This window comes from Flavivirga spongiicola (genome assembly GCF_030540825.1).
Classification (GTDB): domain Bacteria; phylum Bacteroidota; class Bacteroidia; order Flavobacteriales; family Flavobacteriaceae; genus Flavivirga; species Flavivirga spongiicola.
On sequence record NZ_JAUOEO010000001.1, the window covers coordinates 800,318 to 819,961 of the forward strand.

Annotated in this window: 12 protein-coding genes; 7 read left to right on the forward strand and 5 right to left on the reverse strand. The window is 33.4% G+C overall.

Translation table 11 applies throughout. The features are described from left to right. Window positions 1-57: 57 nt before the first annotated feature. The 5 genes from Q4Q47_RS02990 to Q4Q47_RS03010 form a co-directional block, all read right to left on the reverse strand. Entirely contained in the window at window positions 58-2,868 is a 2,811-nt protein-coding gene (locus Q4Q47_RS02990) for a M16 family metallopeptidase (protein WP_303305171.1), read from the reverse strand. Between the two features lie 521 nt (window positions 2,869-3,389). After that, window positions 3,390-4,958, reverse strand: coding sequence for a sulfatase (locus Q4Q47_RS02995; protein WP_303305172.1), 1,569 nt, complete (start codon window positions 4,956-4,958; stop codon window positions 3,390-3,392). Between the two features lie 321 nt (window positions 4,959-5,279). After that, on the reverse strand, window positions 5,280-8,219 hold the full coding sequence (locus Q4Q47_RS03000) for an FAD-binding and (Fe-S)-binding domain-containing protein (RefSeq protein ID WP_303305173.1): 2,940 nt from the start codon (window positions 8,217-8,219) through the stop codon (window positions 5,280-5,282). Window positions 8,220-8,264: 45 nt separating this feature from the next. Then, the gene (locus Q4Q47_RS03005) at window positions 8,265-9,950 is read right to left on the reverse strand and encodes a tetratricopeptide repeat protein (RefSeq protein ID WP_303305174.1); all 1,686 of its coding nucleotides are present in this window, start codon (window positions 9,948-9,950) and stop codon (window positions 8,265-8,267) included. A 181-nt stretch (window positions 9,951-10,131) separates the two neighbouring features. Next, window positions 10,132-11,034, reverse strand: a complete 903-nt coding sequence (locus tag Q4Q47_RS03010; RefSeq protein ID WP_303305175.1) for a LysR family transcriptional regulator — start codon at window positions 11,032-11,034, stop codon at window positions 10,132-10,134. 100 nt (window positions 11,035-11,134) lie between these two features. On the opposite strand from Q4Q47_RS03010, the gene Q4Q47_RS03015 reads away from it, so the two are divergent. The 7 genes from Q4Q47_RS03015 (at window position 11,135) to cysD (ending at window position 19,638) form a co-directional block, all read left to right on the forward strand. Then, window positions 11,135-12,043 (forward strand): DUF1338 domain-containing protein, encoded by a 909-nt coding sequence (locus Q4Q47_RS03015; RefSeq protein ID WP_303305176.1) that lies wholly within the window; start codon window positions 11,135-11,137, stop codon window positions 12,041-12,043. A 4-nt stretch (window positions 12,044-12,047) separates the two neighbouring features. Further along, window positions 12,048-13,577: an L-piperidine-6-carboxylate dehydrogenase gene (gene amaB, locus Q4Q47_RS03020; protein WP_303305177.1), complete on the forward strand. Its 1,530-nt coding sequence runs from the start codon at window positions 12,048-12,050 to the stop codon at window positions 13,575-13,577. A 164-nt stretch (window positions 13,578-13,741) separates the two neighbouring features. Further along, window positions 13,742-16,780 carry an aminotransferase class III-fold pyridoxal phosphate-dependent enzyme gene (locus Q4Q47_RS03025; RefSeq protein ID WP_303305178.1) on the forward strand — a complete coding sequence of 1,013 codons (3,039 nt, stop codon included), beginning with the start codon at window positions 13,742-13,744 and terminating at the stop codon, window positions 16,778-16,780. Window positions 16,781-16,863: 83 nt separating this feature from the next. Then, window positions 16,864-17,685 carry a 3'(2'),5'-bisphosphate nucleotidase CysQ gene (cysQ, locus tag Q4Q47_RS03030; protein ID WP_303305179.1) on the forward strand — a complete coding sequence of 274 codons (822 nt, stop codon included), beginning with the start codon at window positions 16,864-16,866 and terminating at the stop codon, window positions 17,683-17,685. Then, window positions 17,682-18,275: an adenylyl-sulfate kinase gene (cysC, locus tag Q4Q47_RS03035; RefSeq protein ID WP_303305180.1), complete on the forward strand. Its 594-nt coding sequence runs from the start codon at window positions 17,682-17,684 to the stop codon at window positions 18,273-18,275. The genes cysQ and cysC overlap by 4 nt, the downstream gene beginning before the upstream one ends. A 26-nt stretch (window positions 18,276-18,301) precedes the next feature. Continuing rightward, window positions 18,302-18,721, forward strand: coding sequence for a DUF2061 domain-containing protein (locus Q4Q47_RS03040; protein ID WP_303305181.1), 420 nt, complete (start codon window positions 18,302-18,304; stop codon window positions 18,719-18,721). Between the two features lie 11 nt (window positions 18,722-18,732). Further along, a complete protein-coding gene (gene cysD, locus Q4Q47_RS03045) occupies window positions 18,733-19,638 on the forward strand; it encodes a sulfate adenylyltransferase subunit CysD (protein WP_303305182.1) in 906 nt (301 codons plus the stop codon). The last annotated feature ends 6 nt before the right edge of the window (window positions 19,639-19,644 follow it).

The following is a 19,644-nucleotide window of genomic DNA, read 5'->3' on the forward strand; positions in this document are numbered from 1 at the left end:
TGACTAACTCAAATAATTAACACTAAAACTAAGAGTATAAAGAAAAGATGTTGTGCTTTATTTTAAAGGGGCACCATTTTCATCTAGTGATCCTGATTTTATAATGATTAATTTATTTAAATCTATATATTTCTTAATAGCAGTATTAACTTGACCTATAGTAACTGCTTCAATATCTTTAGAATATTGATCCACATAACTTGGCTCTAATCCACGCTCAACAAAACTTAAAAGTGCTCCTGCTAAACCACCTGTAGTGGAAAGCCCAACTTTAAAACTACCTGTTAAGTTGGTTTTTTTTGCGGTTAATTCGTCATTAGTGATACCTTCATTGACCCATTTTTTAATTTGAACCATGGTGGCATCTAAACCCTTTTGAAAGAGATTCGGATTAAATGAAGCGTTTACTGACCAATAGCCTCCTGTATGCGAATGTCCAGAATGACTAGCTCCAATACTATAGGTTAAGCCATCATTATCTCTGACGGTTTGCATTAATCTTCCAGAAAATCCACCACCCAAAATACTGGTTCCCATATAGAAAGGTAAATAATCATTATCCATTCTATGGATTCCTGTATATTGACCTATATACATTTCTGCACTTGGTTTTTGAGGTATTGTAACTACTTTAGTTAAGGCATTTGATTTTTCTGGTTTCTCAAATTGCGCTTTATTTGTTGAACCGCCTTTCCATCCTTTGAAAGCCTTTTTGAGGGCAGTATATAAAGTATTGGTATCTATATCTCCTACAGCAACTAAATGCATGCCTTCGGGTCCGAAATAAGATTTGTGAAATGCTTTTAATTCATCTAAAGTGACCTTGTTTAAGTTATCAATGGATGTTTGAATATCTGTTGAATAATTAGGATGTCCTTTAGGATATATGGCTTGAGAAAGGGCAATAGCCCCTTGAGTTCCTGGGTCTGTTAATCCACGTTTCATACCACCAGCATTTTGTTGTTTTAGCAATTCAAATTCTTTTTCGTCAAATAAAGGATAACGCAGCTCTTCTGCCAATAAGTCAATGACCATCTTTAAATCTTTCTTCAAACACTTAAAGCTTATATTTACTTTATGAGTTCCAGCATTAACTCTTAGCCCAACTCCTAGTTTTTCGAGTTTTTGAGAAAATTGAAATTTATCATGATTGATAGTCCCTTTACTTAACATTTGTGTTGTTAAAGAAGGAACCATTTCATTAGCATTCGTATTTAAATACCCCCCTATTGGGAAACTGGCTGAAACTGTTAAAAAATCTTTAGCTCCCGTTTTTGCAGTAATGACATCTATTCCCGCTACCGTTTTTCTCGTAAACTTTTCGCCTTTATTAGTGGCTTTGATGGTTTCATATGCTGATGTTATTTCAGAAAGCATCGTTTGAGAAATTCTAGTCGAATATTCATCGTGTTCACAATCATTTGAATGATTAGGGTTTCTATAAAAGTACTTACTATCCTTAGAGGTATAATTAGCAAGCTTTTGACCTGTAGATTTATTTCCACCGGATATTTTTGGAACAAAATAACCTGTTGTGCTTTGGTCTTCTAATAAATAAGTATTGGCTACTCGCTTTACATCTTCAGCTGTAACTTTACCAAGCCTCTCATTTCCGGTAATATAATCTGTCCAATCTCCACCTGCAATAGCTTCGGTTAATTGGCCTGCTATACTTCCTGAACCATCTCGAGATAAAATGGTTTGAGCATTAAGTTTAGCAACAATGCGGTCAACATCTTCTTGAAGAACACCTTCATTTTTTACATTGTTTATCATTTCAAGCATTTGAGTATTCATCGCTTCATGATTTTTATTTGGAGCAAAACCTAATGACACTGTAAACATGCCAACTTCTTTAAAATTTGAAGCGCTCGAGAATCCAAAAAGAGCTAAGCCCGTATCAACAAATGTTTTATTGATTATTGAAGATGTACCAGAGCCTATAATTTGACTTAAAACCTGTAAAGCTGGTAAGTCATCATGCAATCTCCCCGGAATTTTATAGCCTATAGAAACGATACCTTGTTGTCCCGGCTTTTTAATAACGATTCTTCTAGGTCCTAACTGAGCTGGTTCTTCTGTATAAGGTTGAGGCATGTTATGTGGGGCCTTAGTAATTTTACCAAAATACTTGTCAACTAAGTTAAAAAGTGATTCTTTTTGAAAATCTCCAATAATGGTTAGTGTTGCATTATCTGGCCAATAATAGGTGTTGTAGAATTTACGTAATGCTTCAATTGGCATGTTCTCAATATCTGAACGCCACCCAATAGTTGAATGATGATATGGATGCGCCATATAAGCAGTCGCCCACATTTCTTTACTTAAAAGACTATTTGGATTATTTTCGCCACGCTCAAACTCATTACGAACTACGGTCATTTCTGCATCTTTGTCTTCTTTTAAGAGCAAAGAATTGCGCATTCTGTCTGACTCTATATGAAGTGCAGTTTCAATTTTGTCACTTGGGATGGTTTCATAATAATTAGTTCTGTCATTCCAGGTCGTCGCATTCATTTGGGCTCCCATACCTTGCAATACATTAAAAATGGCATTTCCATTTCTTTTGTTGAATGTAGGGGTTCCTTTAAAATTTAAATGTTCCAGTAAATGAGTTGATCCTGTGTTTCCTGGAACTTCATGTTTTGATCCAACCCGGTATACAATTTGTACGGTAACTACTGGAGCAGAATTGTCCTGTACCAATAGCATATTCATACCATTAGGGGTATATAAGTATTCTTCAATACTACCTAACTCTTTAATTTTCTCGAATTTTGATTCAGCCTCTTGTGCGTTTACGAATTGTATTATGCATACCATTGAAAGCAAAAGAATGATTGTTTTTTGACGTGCTTTTGTAATCATTTAAAGTTTTAATTTATGAAGTTGGTGTTTGTTATATGTATTAAAGTGTTGAAAAAAGTGATTTACCCCTATTAATAAAATGTTAAAAAATGAAAAGATGTCGTAATAGTAACTTTTTAGAACCTAAAGGTTTGAAGGGTTTAATATTATGGTCAAAAGAAAAACTGAGCTTAAAAAGTTTTCTAAAGCTTATTTTGAAAAATATTTTTTGCAATGACATTAAATAGATATTTCGAAAAACTGATCTTATACCAAAAAGAATTTGGATTATATCGTGCTCAGATAAATAATAAAATCTAAACATAGCCTTAGCTCAATGTTATTAAGTTAAGCAATTTAACTGTCATTCCGACGAAGGAGGAATCTCATAATCTTATTTACTTAATGGGATTCCTCCTTCGTCGGAATGACAAAATTGACACATTCTGCCCTTAACTTAATAACATTGAGCCTTAGTTACGGTTTTATTTTATTGTAAAATAGAGCACTATAGACACAAATTATAAGACTTATTTCTATGTTTATTTCGTATTACTTCTTGATTGAGGTATGATCATTTTTAATACTTCACCATCCTTCTCCGGATAGAGAGCTCCTTTATTTTCCATTTCATGAATTAGTGCTTTCATCAAAAATTTGAGCTGTTCAGGATTTTCTTTTGACAAATCATTGGCTTCGAATGGATCATTTTTCAGATTGTACAACTCATATAGAGGCTGACCATCAACTTGATAATGGTAAATAATTTTCCAGTCTGATTTAACAAGACTTGTAAAATAATTGGTACGATGGTTACCATGTGGAAAATGGTTGAGGAAAAGCTCACTACGTTTTGTATTAATTTGCCCGTTTAGCTGCTCTTTTAAATCAAATCCGTCCGTGATATGGTTCTCAGGAATGGTTACATTAGCCAACTGGCACACTGTTGAAAAAACATCTAAGATAGAAGCAGGTTGTTGTTGAATCTCTTGTTGCGCAATAGGCATTTTCTTTTGCAAGGGCTTTTGTTCGTTCGGCTCAACCCATGAAGCAATAAATGGTACGCGCATACCGCCTTCCCAATGGTGTCCTTTTTTACCTCTTAAAGGATATGAACTACCGTAATCATTTTCAGAAGGTAAGGGGGCATCTGATCCATTATCTCCCATAAATATGAGTATGGTATTCTCGCCTAACCCAAGACTTTTGACATGCTTTACTATATCCCCAAGAGATTTATCCATCCCTTCTATTAATGTTGCAAATGCTTGAGCCTTTTCAGTTTTACCTGAATCTATATAGTTATCTGAAAAACCAGGGTCAGAGTGAAAGGGGGCATGCACTGCATAATGCGACATGTAGAGAAAAAAGGGTTTATCTTCTTCTTTAGCTTTAGTGATAGCTGCATTGGCTTCAATGGTCAATGCTTCCGTCAGAAAAATGTCTTTACCATGGTATTTTTCTAAACCTTGAACTGCTCTGGTTTTATTACCTCCAATATGTCCAAAGCCATCCTTCCCGTGGTAACTTCCCGGTTCACCTATAGAACTACCAGCAATGTTAACATCGAAACCTAGATTAAGTGGATTTTCTCCCTCACTGTTGATTGGGCCTAAATGGGCTTTACCCGCATGAATGGTCCTATAACCTTCTTGTTGTAATACTCGTGGTAATGTCACAGATTTTTTAGTTAACCCCTTCCAGTTCCAATTTGATGGTCCAAATTCTGTACGATTGTTATTCTCAGACCGAATCCAATTTGTCACACCATGGCGGGCAGAGTTTTGACCTGTTAGAATTGAAACGCGTGTTGGCGAACAAACCGAGTGTGCATAAAAATTTGTAAAACGTATACCTTGTTTCGCCAGTTTTTCCATATTTGGTGTCCTGTAAAATGTATTTAGAGGATACTTAACCGGGTTACCGTTACCATCAATAATAAATGGCACTGATGTATCCATAAGTCCCATATCATCTACAAGAAAAACAATAATGTTTGGAGGGTTTACTTTTTTAATTGAATGACTGCATGATGTTACATTGCATTGCAATAATAATGTAATAATTGAAAGCTTGAAGATTGTTCTTAATCTCGTTTTTTTATCCGTCATTTTGTGTAAATAATAGTTATAATAAGGATTCTTATTGTATTTTATCAATATGATTCATAACATGTTCGTAAAACATTAATCGCTGTAACAATAACATTCCATATGAGTTAAAGGTTCTAAATTGTTCTACCCAAAAGTACATAAAAACGTCTACAAGTTGTATTTAGCTTACGCCAATTTGAGTGTAAAATGAAGCATGTCGACTTGTTATTTTAAAATCTAAAAACGCTGTGATTAGATTTTAAAATAACATCGGCTTTGATATGACATTTTACACTCAAATTGGTATAATTCCTTTTGCTATTGTTTTTCAATATATTTTTATACAGTATCTTCATTTTCTAAAAAATCAGATAATGCCTTTCTTAAAATACTAACAGGGTGCTCTGTAGTACGTTTTGTCCCATCAAACACCTGATGTCTACAACTGGTCCCTGAAGCAGCTATTATTGTTGATGCTTTCATATTTCTAATTTTAGGAAACAAAGTGTCCTCCCCAACTTGCATGCTAACCTTGTAATGTTCTTTTTCATAACCAAAGGATCCTGCCATGCCACAACAACCTGAATTTATAATACTTACGGAATAATTTTTTGGAAGATTTAGCATATAAAAAGTGGGTTCTGTTCCGCTTAATGCTTTCTGATGGCAATGTCCGTGAATTTTTATCTCTAATGTTTTTTTTGTGAATTGGTTTTCTGTAATGTTCCCATTTAATATTTCGTTCTTGATAAATTCTTCAATAGTGAATGTGTTTTTCGAAATATGCTTAGCAGCTTCTTTATTATCAGCCAAACGCAAATATTCATCTCTAAAAGATAAAATGGCTGATGGTTCGATGCCTACTAAAGGAATTTCATCTGAAATTAAATTATTAAAGATTGAGATATTTTTATTCGCAATGGCTTTTGCTTCGTCTAAAAATCCTTTGGACAAATAGCTTCTTCCACTTTCTTCATGGTCAACAATATGTACTTTATACCCTAACCAAGTTAGTAATTCAAAAGTATCAATTCCAATTTGAACATCGTAATAATTCGTAAATTCATCTACAAACAAATAAATGGCTCCTTTATCTGATACTTTATTAGTAAGCTTATTAAAGTTGTTTTTATGCCATTTCCTAAATGTTTTTGTGAACAATTTTGGAATACTTCTTTTCCGTGCGACTCCTAACACTTCTTTTACTAAATAGGTGTTTAAAAGAGCGTTAGTTAAACCAGGAAAGATACTTCCTATTCTATTGTACTTCACATTATTTGCCAACATTTTAGTCCTAAAAGATGGCGGATTCTCTTTTTGATATTGATATAAAAACTCCGCTTTAAAACTAGCTACATCAACATTACTTGGGCATTCACTAGCACAAGCTTTACAGCTCAGACATAAGTCAAACACGGCTTTCAACGCTTTGTGGTTGAACTTATTTTCTTTATCTGAGTTTGTTAAAAATTCACGTAACGTATTGGCCCTAGCCCTTGTGGTATCTTTTTCATTTCGAGTAGCTCGATAACTTGGACACATGGTACCACCTGCTGATGGTGGTTTCCGGCAATCGCCAGAGCCATTACATTTCTCTGATGCCCTTAAAATTCCCAACGAATCCGAAAAGTCTAATAAAGTATCAACTTCTGGTTCCTTTCTATCAATTTCATAGCGCAATGATTGATCCATAGGGTAAGCATCAACAATTTTCCCTTTATTAAATACATTATTAGGGTCAAAAGTATATTTTATCCGTCTTAATAATTCATAATTTTTTTCACCAATCATAAGTGGTAAAAACTCACCACGCACAATGCCATCGCCATGCTCCCCACTAAAAGAACCTTTATACTTTTTAACAAGTTTTGCCGTTTCAGTAGTAATTTTTCTAAACAGCTCTACCTCTTTAGATTCTTTTAAATTCAATATAGGTCTTAAATGAATTTCGCCCGCTCCGGCATGAGCATAATAAACCGCTTTTTGCTTATAACCATCCATCATTTCAGTAAATTCAGATATGTAAGCAGGTAAATCTTTTAAATCTACAGCCGTATCTTCAATACAGGCAACAGCCTTCGCATCTCCAATGATATTTCCTAATAAACCTAAACCAGCTTTTCGTAATTCTATAATCTTTTTTATATCTTGATTATATAGTTTTGGAAATGCATATCCATAGTTATATTGCTTTAAATCCCTAATTAAATTAGAAGCTAATTCATCCGTTTTGGCTGCTGATTCTGCTCTAATCTCTAGCATCAAAATAGCTTCTGGATCACCTTCAATAAAAAATCTGTTTTTTGACTGTTCTCTATTATTTTTAGTACAGTCCAGAATGGTTTTATCTAATAATTCACAAGAATATAGATTATGCTTCATTGCAATAACAGTGGCTTCTAAACTCTCCTGAATACTATTAAAATGAGCAACAACAAACACTTCTTCTTTTGGCGGTAAGTCATCCAATTGCAATTTTATTGCTGTTGAAAAAGCCAGTGTGCCTTCACTTCCACAAAGTAGTTTGGCTATATTTATGTTTTCAACGAATCCACCGGATATGTTATCATCTAAAAAGGCATCAACAGCATATCCTGTGTTTCTTCTATGGATTGATTTTTTTGGGAATTTTTTATGTATTTCCGCTTGAACATCTTGTTTTGATAATTCATTAAAAAGCGTCTTATAAATAGCATTTTCCAGATCTGATCCCGATTGTTTCTTTTCGAACGCTTCAACTGTTAAAGAATTAAATATGACTTCAGATCCATCGGATAATAATGTTTCAAGTTCCAGTACTTTATCTCTCGTAATACCATACTGAATAGATGTTGAACCAGAAGAATTATTACCAACCATTCCTCCTATCATACACCGATTACTGGTAGATGTATTTGGAGAAAAGAACAATCCGTAAGGCTCTAAAAAAACATTCAATTCGTCTCTAACAATACCAGGTTCCACAATAATAGTTTTCTCTTTTTCATTGAATTCTATTATTTTCGTGAAATGTTTTGACACATCAACCACAATACCCTCTCCAACACATTGCCCCGCCAAGGATGTACCAGCTGTTCTAGGTATAAGTGTTATATTTTGTTCATTAGCATAAAAGATTAAACTCTTTATATCATCTTTGTCTTTTGGGTAAGCTACCGCTAGCGGGATTTTACGGTAAACGGAAGCATCAGTGGCATAAATTCTCTTATGTAATTCATCAAAAAAAAGGTCTCCTTTTAGCTTTTTAGAAAGTGCTTTTAAACTTTTTTTAGTTTTCATTTCTGGCATGTTAACCTGTAGTTTTTTGTTACTTCTTAGCTCTAATTAAATATTTTCTAAAAAACCGGAAAGACTTTCTTTGCTTTCTAAATTTAATTTCTTTCTAAGGCGATGCCTCCCTATTTCAACTGAATTTAAAGAGAGGTTATTAATACTAGCTATTTCTTTAGAACTCAATTTAAGTTTAACTTGTACTGCCAATTGCACTTCCTTGTCGGTTAGATTTGGGTGTTTTTCCTTAATTCTAAACAAAAAATCACTTTGTAAAGTTTCCACATTAGCATGAAATTTTTGAATATCTTCATTAAAGTTAAATTTAAATGTATATTCCTTTATTAGTAAAGCTATATCTTTTTTTAGCTTATTAACATCAGTAAATTCTAAACTCTTAAAAGATTTAGTAAGATCTTTATATATTGATGTTCTTTGAGAAATAAACAAAGCCAAATTGGTTAGTTCCTTCATGCGGTACTCTAATTTATGCTCAAGATTTTCTTTTAACAGCGATTGTGTTTTAAATTTTTCTTCAGATAACTTCTCATTTTGCTTAAAAATGGCTTTCTTCTTTTTTATATTATTCCACAGAGATACAATAATAAGAATTCCTATTATTGCTAATAATATTGAAACAACCATCAATCCCTGCCTTTTTTCTCTTTCTAAATTTTTTTGTTGTTCTAATAGTTTTATTTCAGACTCTCTTCTTTCCGCTTCATCAAGAATTCTCATCTCTGTTAATTTCCGGCTTTTATCATTCGAAAAAATACTGCTTTTAAGTTCTTCATATTTTTTATAGTTATTAAAAGCTTCTTTATAATTTCCTAAGGCTAAAAAATAATCGGATCTAATTCTATAATTCTCTACAATCCATTCTATATTATCCTTTAGCTTTTCCATAGTCAATCTGGATTCGTTCAAAAGCTTATAGCATGTGTCGTATTTTTCTAGCTTTAAATTTACTATGGCTAACTCATTTAAAGTTTCAACTTTACTTTGATCATCTTTAATTTTATTTGAAATTTCTAATGAGGATTCTAAAAGTTCTTTTGCAGCATCTAACTCATTGATTTTACGATGACAAATCCCCATATTTTTCATGGTTTCAGAAATTCTATCTTCGTTATTAAAAGCTTTCTTTAACTCTAAAGATTTTCTAAAAAATGAAAGTGCCAAATTACAATCTCCTTGTTGCGCATGAATGAGCCCAATACTATTATAACTATAAGCAATGCGTTGTTTATCTCCAATTTCTTCATGGATTAATAGTACTTCTTTATGATAATCTAACGCTTTATCAAAATACCCAATATCATAGTAAAGCCACCCAATGGTGCGCAATGTATATGCCAAATCATATTTGTTTCCAATAGTTTTTCTGATCTCTAAAGATTGCAAACCATAACGCAATGCTTTGTCATATAAATCGCTAACCAAATACCCTTGACATAGATTAATCAAAGCAAAACCTTCTTGTTCTTTATTGTCAAATTCCTGAGATAACCGTAATGCTTCAGTCCCATATTCAATTGTTTTATCAGGGTTTATAAACCAGTAACCTTGAGCAATCTCATTTAATAGCTTTAATCGTTCTTCACCCATCGATTCAGGTAAAACAATGAGCAAACTATCAAGTTTCAATTGAGAATCATTTGGGTTTTCGTCCCAAACATCTATTTGTGAATAGGATATTAAACTTATAAAGACTGTAAATAATGCTAGCTTTTTTTTCATGATAATTGTACTAATTATTTCTTCTTATCAATTGAAATGGTTTAAACTTTTTTGATTGAAGCGAAAAATAGTAATTTTGTTCCCAAATGAAGGCTTTTTAGAGCTGCATAGTATCGCTACAGAGCAATAAAAAGACAAAATGTGGGAATAAAAGGACGTTTTGCGGCCAATTATAAAAAGTTTAAACCTCTTCATTTAGAATATGCTTTAAAAAAGTTGTTAATATTGGGTTTTTATAATTTTTCTTCCAAACAGCAAACAGTTCTGTTTTTGATTTGGTTTCCCTTAACTCAATAAAGCGTATTTTATAATTATTTTCATCCCGCAAAGAATTTGGAATTATTGATAAACCCATACCATTTTCAACCAATTTAAATATGGTGGCTCCATGAATTGCTCTATGAGAAATTTTCGGACTAAAATTATACTCCGAACATAAATTTAATATCTGCTGAAAGTACATCGGACTACTTTCATTTGGATACAAAATAAAAGATTCATCTGCACATTGGCCAATATTAATAAAGTTGTTTTTGTTTATTGAATGACCTTCTGGTAATACTAACGAGAAATTCTCTGCGTAAACAGATTTTATATTCATTTCGGAAGACACTTTGTTAGACCTCATAAATCCGATATCAATATTATCTTGTTCCACAGCCTGTAATTGATCTGAATTAGTAAGTTCTTCCAAAGACAAACCTACTTTGGAATAATCATTTGTAAAGTGCTTAATAATTGGTGGTAAGTAATGCTTCATTGCTGAACCAACAAAACCAATTTTAAGCTGTCCTCTATCTCCATCTAAGGTCTGTTGCCATCGCTCCATTGACTTATCTAAATAGCTGATGATTCCCTGTGCTTCTTTAAAAAAAGAAATTCCAGCAGTGCTTAATGACACTTTTCGATTGGTTCTATCAAATAATTTAACACCTAATATAGACTCTAACAGACTTATTTGTTGACTAAGTGCGGACTGAGATATAAACACCTTAGAAGCCGCTTTTCTAAAATGTAATGTTTCAGCCAAAACCAAAAAGTAACGAATATGTCGAATCTCTAATTGATTTGTTTTACTTATCATTTGATAATTAATAAAAATTAATGCTACTCAAAATTACTTTTATATTTACACAAATAAAAAATTTCTTTAAAAAAATTAGTTAAAAACTAATAAATCAGTCATGAGTAATAATAATCAAAACGCTTTAGAAAAGATTTTAGAATGCTTATTAACTCCATACAAAGAGCGTGTATCGGATGTATCTAAAATAGTAACAGCCATGTTAAACGAAGGCATTATTGATGATGAAAATGATATTGCAAATGATCATATAGCTTTCAGAACTTTGGGGGTTGAAAATTTGGGTATTGCATCTTTTGAAAAGATATTTTTACATTATGGTTATAAGAAAAAAGATTTTTATCATTTTGAAAACAAAAAACTTAATGCATATTGGTATGCGCCTCCTTCAGAAAAATATCCAAGAATTTTTATAAGCGAACTTAGAGTTTGGGATTTATCTAAAGAAGTTCAAGATATTATTTATAAATATACTGAGTCCATTGTATCCGATCCTATAGATGCACTAAACCTAGATGACGTTGATGACATTGCTGCTTTTTTAACTAATCCTTTATGGTGTTTACCTTCTCTTGAAAACTACACAACGCTTTTAAATGAAAGCGAATATGCAGCCTGGGTGATATACAATCGCTACTACCTCAACCACTATACCATAAGTGTACATGACCTCCCAAGTGGATTTAACACGATTGAAGCGTTTAATGACTTTATTGAAGGGATTGGTATCACATTAAACACATCTGGAGGTAAGATTAAAACCAGTTCGGATGGGTTATTAAAACAAAGTAGCACCGTTGCAAAAATGATTAGAGCTGAGTTTTTGGATAATAAAAAAATGGATATAGCTGGAAGCTATGTTGAATTTGCAGAGCGTAAATTACTTCCAAATAGTAATGTTTCTTTAAATGATAAAATCAGTAACGCATATAGAAGAGATGGTTTTGAGACTTCTAATGCCGATAAAATTTTCGAAAGCACTTATACAGAACAAACTATTTTAAGATAAGATAATGAAAGATTTATTAAAGGCATTCGATCTTAGTACACCCTATTATAATATTAGTACTGGTCAAGAAAATTGGGTTGGAAATAGTAAAAAAATTATTGATATTAAATCTCCCGTAAATAATGATTGCATAGGCACCATCCAACTTGCAGATAACCATAGTTATAAAGTTGTTGTTTCTAAAGCAAAAGAAGCATTTCCTATATGGAAGTCCATGCCAGCTCCACAACGTGGAGACATTGTAAGACAGTTTGGCGATGCACTTAGAAAAGAAAAGGAAAACCTAGCAAAACTTGTAAGCTACGAAATGGGCAAAAGCTTACAAGAAGGCTATGGAGAGGTTCAAGAAATGATAGACATTTGTGATTTTGCTGTTGGTCTTTCCCGGCAACTTTATGGGCTTCAAATGCATTCTGAAAGACCAAATCACAGAATGTTTGAACAATGGCATCCGCTTGGTATTGTAGGCATTATTTCCGCTTTTAATTTTCCTGTAGCTGTTTGGGCCTGGAATGCTACATTAGCATGGATTTGTGGAAACGTATGTGTGTGGAAACCTTCGGAAAAAACACCCTTTTCAGCTATGGCATGTCAAGAAATTTTCAAGAAAATACTAAAGCAAAATGCATTGCCCGAAGGCATCTCTAACATAATAATTGGGGATAGTGACATAGGTAAGCTTATGGCTTCAGATTACGATATAGCATTAATTTCTGCTACAGGATCAACTAAAATGGGTAAAAGTGTTTCCCAAACTGTTGGAAAACGATTAGGAAAATCAATCCTTGAATTAGGTGGCAACAACGCGATCATTGTAACTCAAGAGGCAGATCTGGATATTGCAGTTCCGGCCATTGTATTTGGAGCTGTTGGTACAGCTGGTCAGCGATGTACCTCAACACGTCGTTTAATAGTTCATAAAAGTTGTTACCAAAATTTATTAGATAAATTAATACATGCATATAAACAATTACGTATAGGGAATCCATTAAACGAAAAAAATCATGTTGGGCCATTAATAGATGTAGATGCTGTAAATGACTACCTTAAAACCATAGAGGAAGCTCAAAAACAAGGCGGAAATTTAGTGTATGGTAATAACGTATTAAAAGGAGAGGCATTTAAATCCAACTGTTATGTGATGCCTACTATTATTGAAGCCCATTCTAATATGTCCATTGTTAGACATGAAACATTTGCTCCAATTCTTTATGTTTTTTCGTATGACACTTTAGATGAAGCCATTTTTATACAAAACAATGTTCCACAAGGTTTATCATCTTCTATTTTCACTCAAAATATGCAACAAGTAGAAACTTTTCTATCTAATTCAGGGTCAGATTGCGGCATTGCCAATGTAAATATAGGAACATCTGGCGCAGAAATAGGAGGCGCTTTTGGTGGAGAAAAAGAAACTGGAGGCGGTAGAGAAAGTGGTTCTGATTCATGGAAAGCTTATATGAGAAGACAAACGTGCACCGTAAATTATGGGAAAAATGCTCATTTAGCACAAGGCATTGTATTTAACTTGTAATACTAATTGAATTTCTTTTATTTTAGATTCTCAACTTTGTTATTAAAAAGGCTCAGTTTTAACAGTGAATTCTATAAATTTAATGCCTCACATCATTTAATTTAGAAAATAATTTTTATAATTTACTATTTTGAATATATAAGAACATTATTATTAAAAGATTAATGAGCTATAACAATTTAAAAATAACAGCGCAACAGGCTGAAGACATACTTTTAGATTTATTTGACATTAAAGGAAAGGCTTCTCAATTGCCTGGGGAACTTGATTTTAATTTTAGAATTAAGATAGAAAATGAAGAAGGTTATATTCTAAAAATATCACGTCCGGATGAAAATGAAAATTATCTCGACTTTCAACAAGAACTATTGCAATATGTTGAAGACAATAGAGATAAACTCTTAGCACCAAAAGTAATAAAAGATAAAAATGGACATGTTATTTCTGAAATTACAGATACTTTTGGTAACCAACGGAAAGTGCGTTTACTCACTTGGATTTCTGGTCGTGTTTGGAGCAGTGTAAATCCTCAATTGGATCATTTGCGTTTCAGTTTGGGTGAACAATGTGGATTATTGACCCTAGCCTTGCAAGGTTTTGACCATCCGGAAGCACATCGCGATTTCGATTGGGATGTGGCACAATCGCTTTGGACAAAAAAGCATATTGATTTGTTTTCTTCTGAAGAGAAAGACATTCTTTCTACGTTTCAACAACAATTTGAAAGGTCACAAAGCAGCTATTCGAAATTACGAAAAGCAGTGGTTCATAACGATGCAAATGATAATAACGTTATCGTTTCAGAAGATGTCCTCTCTCCTATTGTAAAAGCTGCCATTGATTATGGGGATTCCGTACATACTCAAATCATAAATGACCTCGCTATTAGTTGTGCTTATTGTATCATGCATCATAACGATCCATTAGATGCTGCTTTACCCATTATAAAAGGCTATCATTCCACTTTTCCTTTAGAGGAAGAAGAGTTGGCACATTTATATACTGCTATTGCCATGCGATTGGTTATTTCCGTCACCAAATCGGCTATAAATAAAATAGAAGAACCTGATAACGACTATTTATTAATAAGCGAAAAACCTGCTTGGGAAGTACTTAAAAAATGGGGTTTGATTCATCCAAAGTTCGCTGAATACAATTTTAGAGATGTTTGTGGGTTTACAGCACACCCTAAACAAGAAGCCTTTGAAAATTGGGCTTCAAAACAACCATTTCAACTATCTGATATATTTCCTACCATTGCTAAAAACGACGTACAGCATTTAGATTTAAGTGTTTCCAGTAAGTGGATTGGGCATCAAGAAGATTTTAACGATCTGGATTTGTTTCAGTTTAAAATAAACCAGCTTCAAAAAACAATTCCAAGCAAAATTATAGCAGGAGGCTATTTGGAACCACGCCCTTTATATACCTCAACAACCTATGACAAAATTGGTAATAAGGGTAGAGAAAGCCGAAGTATTCATTTAGGAATAGATTATTGGTTACCTGCCCAAACGGCTATTCATGCTATATTAGATGGCGAAGTAGTTATTGCAGTAAATGATGCCGGAGATAAAGAATATGGTGGGTTGGTCGTTTTAAAACATCACACTCCCAACTTTGATTTTTATACATTATATGGACATTTAACAGTGGCGAGTGCTACACAACATAAAGTAGGAGATCTCATTAAAAAAGGGGAAAAAGTAGCCGAATTAGGTTGTCCTCCTGAAAACGGGAACTGGGCACCTCATCTTCATTTTCAAGTGATGCTATCTCTTTTTGATTATACTGCCGATTATCCCGGGGTTGCCTATTTTAGTCAAACCCAAGTATGGAAAGACATTTGCCCGAATCCTAATTTATTATTCAAATCAGAAGCCCTTCAACAAAACGATATTACTTCTAATGAAGAATTAATCAGCTATAGAAAACAACATTTAGGGAAAAGTTTAAGTCTTCAATACAAAGTACCTATAAAAATGGTTCGCGGAGCTGGTCAATATTTAATGGATCAATTCGGACGTAAATATTTAGACACCGTAAACAACGTAGCACATGTTGGTCACGAAAACTACTATGTTGTAAAAGCTGGACAAGAACAGATGGCGCTTATCAATACCAATTCGCGTTATTTACACGAAAACATAAATGCATTAGCCAAAGAGCTAATAGAAACTTTACCACCAGAATTAAATGTATTGCATTTTGTGAATTCAGGTAGTGAGGCCAATGAATTGGCAATTAGAATGGTTAAAGCAAATACTGGTGAACGTGATATTATTGCTTCAGAGGTTGGTTATCATGGGAATGCCAACATGTGTATTGATATAAGTTCTTATAAATTTGACGGTAAAGGTGGACAAGGGGCACCGGAACATACTCATATTTTTCCGCTTCCAGACGCTTTTAGAGGTAAATACAGAGGTAAAGATGCAGGCAAAAAATACGCGGAAGAAGTACAAAAACAAATAGACATTGTTCATGAAAAAGGCCGAAGAGTCGGTGCATTTATTATCGAACCCATTATTAGTTGTGGTGGACAAATAGAGTTACCAGAAGGGTTTTTAGCAATGGCTTACGAGAAAATTAGAGCTCATGGAGGTCTATGTATTTCAGATGAAGTACAAGTAGGCTGTGGTAGAATGGGAAAAACTTTTTGGGGCTTTCAATTGCATGATGTCGTACCGGATATTGTAACCATTGGTAAGCCATTGGGCAATGGACATCCGTTAGCCGCAGTAGCCTGTACCCAAGAAGTAGCTAATAAATTTGCCAACGGCATGGAATACTTTAACACCTTTGGTGGTAACCCGGTTTCTTGTGCCATCGGAACAGAAGTATTGCGAACCGTAAAACGAGAAAAATTACAAGAAAACGCCTTGGAAGTTGGAGAATATTTAAAAGCGGAATTAAAAAAATTAGCTCAGGAATTTCCTATTATAGGAGATGTACGAGGACAAGGGTTGTTTTTAGGCATTGAACTGGTAGATGCTAACCTGACTCCCTTAGCCGAACAAACCGATTATTTAGCTAACCGAATGAAAAATTATGGTATTTTAATGAGTACCGATGGACCAGATTATAATGTGTTAAAAATCAAACCGCCTATTGTATTTACTAAAAAAAATGCAGAGGAGTTATTATTCTATTTAAAGAAAATTTTTAGCGAGGATTTTATGCAAGTTACCATCACCAGTTAGTATTTAAAATACAATATTTAAACCCATAAAGTTTCAGAATATAATATGTACCTCCATGCGATAATTATTATATATTAGAGGCTATGAAAAACCTTTTAGATCTTGCCATAGAAGCGGCCGTTAAAGCTGGCGAAACCATTGAGGAAATTTATAAACATGATAATTTTGAACTAGAAATCAAACAAGATAATAGTCCTTTAACAAAGGCGGATACAGCGGCTAACACCATAATCAATACATTTTTAAAAACCACGCCCATCCCTATAATTAGTGAAGAAAATAAAGAAACTGACTACGAGGAAAGGAAACATTGGAAAAAATGTTGGATTGTTGATCCTCTTGATGGAACAAAAGAATTTTTAAAAAAGAATGGTGAATTTACTGTAAACATTGCTTTAATTGAGCATGGAAAACCAATATTGGGTGTCATTTTCTCTCCTATTTCTAAGGAACTTTATTATGCTAACGTTCTAGACAAAAAAGCCTATAAGATAATAGTAGACGAAAATTATAAGTATTCTGATAACTTGTTTGATGAGGCTCATAGAATCATTCCCAAAAAAACAAATGATTCTTTAATAAAGGTGGTAGGGAGTAGATCTCACATGAATGATGACACAAAAGTTTTCATGAAAGAACTAAGTGCTAACTACCCCTCTATTGAAATTATACCAAAAGGAAGTTCCCTTAAGTTTTGTTTGATAGCAGAAGGCAAAGCAGACATTTATCCAAGATTTGCACCAACTATGGAATGGGATACGGCTGCAGGGCAAGCTATTTGTGAAGCTGTCGGCATTCATGTTATTTCAAAAAGCACTTTTGAAGATTTATCATATAATAAATCCAACTTATTAAACAGTCATTTTGTAGTTAGTAATCATACTTTTGTATTTGACAAAAAATGAATAAAAATTTAAAAAACCATCATTATAGTGTTACTAAAGAAGATCGCCTTAGACGTCACGGGCATCAATCTTTTCTAATTTTATTTACGGGCTTATCCGGCGCTGGAAAATCAAGTATTGCTAGTCGTTTGGAACATCTTCTTTTCAAAAAAAATATTGAAACCTATACTCTGGATGGAGATAATATTAGAAATGGTATTAATAAAAACCTTAGCTTCAGTCCTATAGACAGGTCAGAAAACAATAGACGAATTGCAGAAATTTCGAAACTATTTATTGATGCTGGTACAGTCGTTTTGGCTGCTATCATTGCTCCATATAAAAAAGATAGAGCTATTATTAAAAATATAGTTGCTCCTGAAAATTACATAGAAGTGTTTGTTAATACGAGTTTGGGTACCTGTGAAAAAAGGGACCCTAAGGGTTTGTACAAAAAAGCCAGAGCTGGTGAAATAAAAAATATGACGGGGATTTCCGATCCTTATGAAGCGCCAACAAATCCAGACATAGAAATTAATGAGCATCTGTCAATTGATGAAGCAACAGCATTGGTTTTTGAATTCATAAAAGATAAGTTAACAGTGAATTAAATAGAATAAATTTTAGTTCTCAAATAATGAAAACACAATTTATTAAAAGGCATTTAGCAAAAACGATTACGTGGAGAATTATTGGTACTTTGGATACCTTTATTATATCTTGGCTAATTTCTGGTAGTCCTTTTGTAGGATTGCAAATAGGTCTAGCTGAAGTTATAACCAAACTGATTTTATATTACTTACATGAGCGTGTTTGGTTTAGGTTTAAAATAAAAAACAGTACAAAAAGACATCTTTTAAAAACGATAACATGGCGAGTTATTGGAACATTAGATACTTTTTTATTGTCATGGTTAATTTCCGGTAGCCCTTTTATAGGATTGCAAATAGGACTGGCCGAAGTTATAAGTAAAATGCTTTTGTATTATCTTCATGAACGTGCTTGGTATAAAATTAATTATGGTATCGAAAAACGAGATAAAAAAGAGGATATTTAACATCTGATAAAATGAGTAAATATTTTTTAAACTATTTAGATGAACTAGAATCTGAAGCTATTTTTATTTTAAGAGAGTGTTTCGAGCAATTTAGCAACCCGGTTATTTTATTTTCCGGAGGTAAAGATTCTATAGTGGTTTCTCATTTAGCGAAAAAAGCATTTTATCCGTCTCCTATTCCGTTTAGTTTAGTACACATAGACACTGGTCATAACTTCCCAGAAACGATTCAATTTAGAGATGATATTATTAAGGCGTTAGGGGTTCGTTTGTTAATTGGCTCTGTTCAAAAATCTATAGATATAGGTCATGTTAAAGAAGAAAAAGGAAAAAACGCTACTCGTAATATACTTCAAACCACCACGCTTTTAAACCTTATTGATGAAAACAAAATAGATTGCGCTATTGGAGGAGCACGTCGAGACGAAGAGAAGGCAAGGGCTAAAGAACGTGTTTTTTCACATCGGGACAAAGCTGGCCAATGGGATCCTAAAAATCAACGTCCGGAACTATGGAACATTTATAACGGAAAACATTATGAAAAAGAACACTTTAGGGTTTTTCCAATAAGTAATTGGACAGAAATGGATGTCTGGAACTATATAAAACGCGAAAACATGACCATTCCTTCTTTGTATTACGCACATGAAAGAGAAGTTATTTGGCGACAAGGGGCCTGGATTCCAAACTCAAAGCATATAATTATTGAAGATCACGAAGCCGTGGTAACAAAAAATATTCGTTTTAGAACCCTAGGAGATATAACCATTACAGGAGGGATAGAATCTGAAGCAGATACTTTGGAAAAAATCATTGCAGAAGTTTCCGCAATACGCCAAACCGAACGCGGTAGCAGAAGTGATGACAAACGCTCTGAAAGTGCTATGGAAGATCGAAAACGTAAAGGCTATTTTTAGTTAATT

Bases quoted from the DNA above. Each gene is read 5' to 3' on its own strand.
- Q4Q47_RS02990 (WP_303305171.1), bottom strand. From the start codon at position 2,868: ATGATTACAAAAGCACGTCAAAAAACAATCATTCTTTTGCTTTCAATG.
- Q4Q47_RS02995 (WP_303305172.1), bottom strand. From the start codon at position 4,958: ATGACGGATAAAAAAACGAGATTAAGAACAATCTTCAAGCTTTCAATT.
- Q4Q47_RS03000 (WP_303305173.1), bottom strand. From the start codon at position 8,219: ATGAAAACTAAAAAAAGTTTAAAAGCACTTTCTAAAAAGCTAAAAGGA.
- Q4Q47_RS03005 (WP_303305174.1), bottom strand. From the start codon at position 9,950: ATGAAAAAAAAGCTAGCATTATTTACAGTCTTTATAAGTTTAATATCC.
- Q4Q47_RS03010 (WP_303305175.1), bottom strand. From the start codon at position 11,034: ATGATAAGTAAAACAAATCAATTAGAGATTCGACATATTCGTTACTTT.
- Q4Q47_RS03015 (WP_303305176.1), top strand. From the start codon at position 11,135: ATGAGTAATAATAATCAAAACGCTTTAGAAAAGATTTTAGAATGCTTA.
- amaB (WP_303305177.1), top strand. From the start codon at position 12,048: ATGAAAGATTTATTAAAGGCATTCGATCTTAGTACACCCTATTATAAT.
- Q4Q47_RS03025 (WP_303305178.1), top strand. From the start codon at position 13,742: ATGAGCTATAACAATTTAAAAATAACAGCGCAACAGGCTGAAGACATA.
- cysQ (WP_303305179.1), top strand. From the start codon at position 16,864: ATGAAAAACCTTTTAGATCTTGCCATAGAAGCGGCCGTTAAAGCTGGC.
- cysC (WP_303305180.1), top strand. From the start codon at position 17,682: ATGAATAAAAATTTAAAAAACCATCATTATAGTGTTACTAAAGAAGAT.
- Q4Q47_RS03040 (WP_303305181.1), top strand. From the start codon at position 18,302: ATGAAAACACAATTTATTAAAAGGCATTTAGCAAAAACGATTACGTGG.
- cysD (WP_303305182.1), top strand. From the start codon at position 18,733: ATGAGTAAATATTTTTTAAACTATTTAGATGAACTAGAATCTGAAGCT.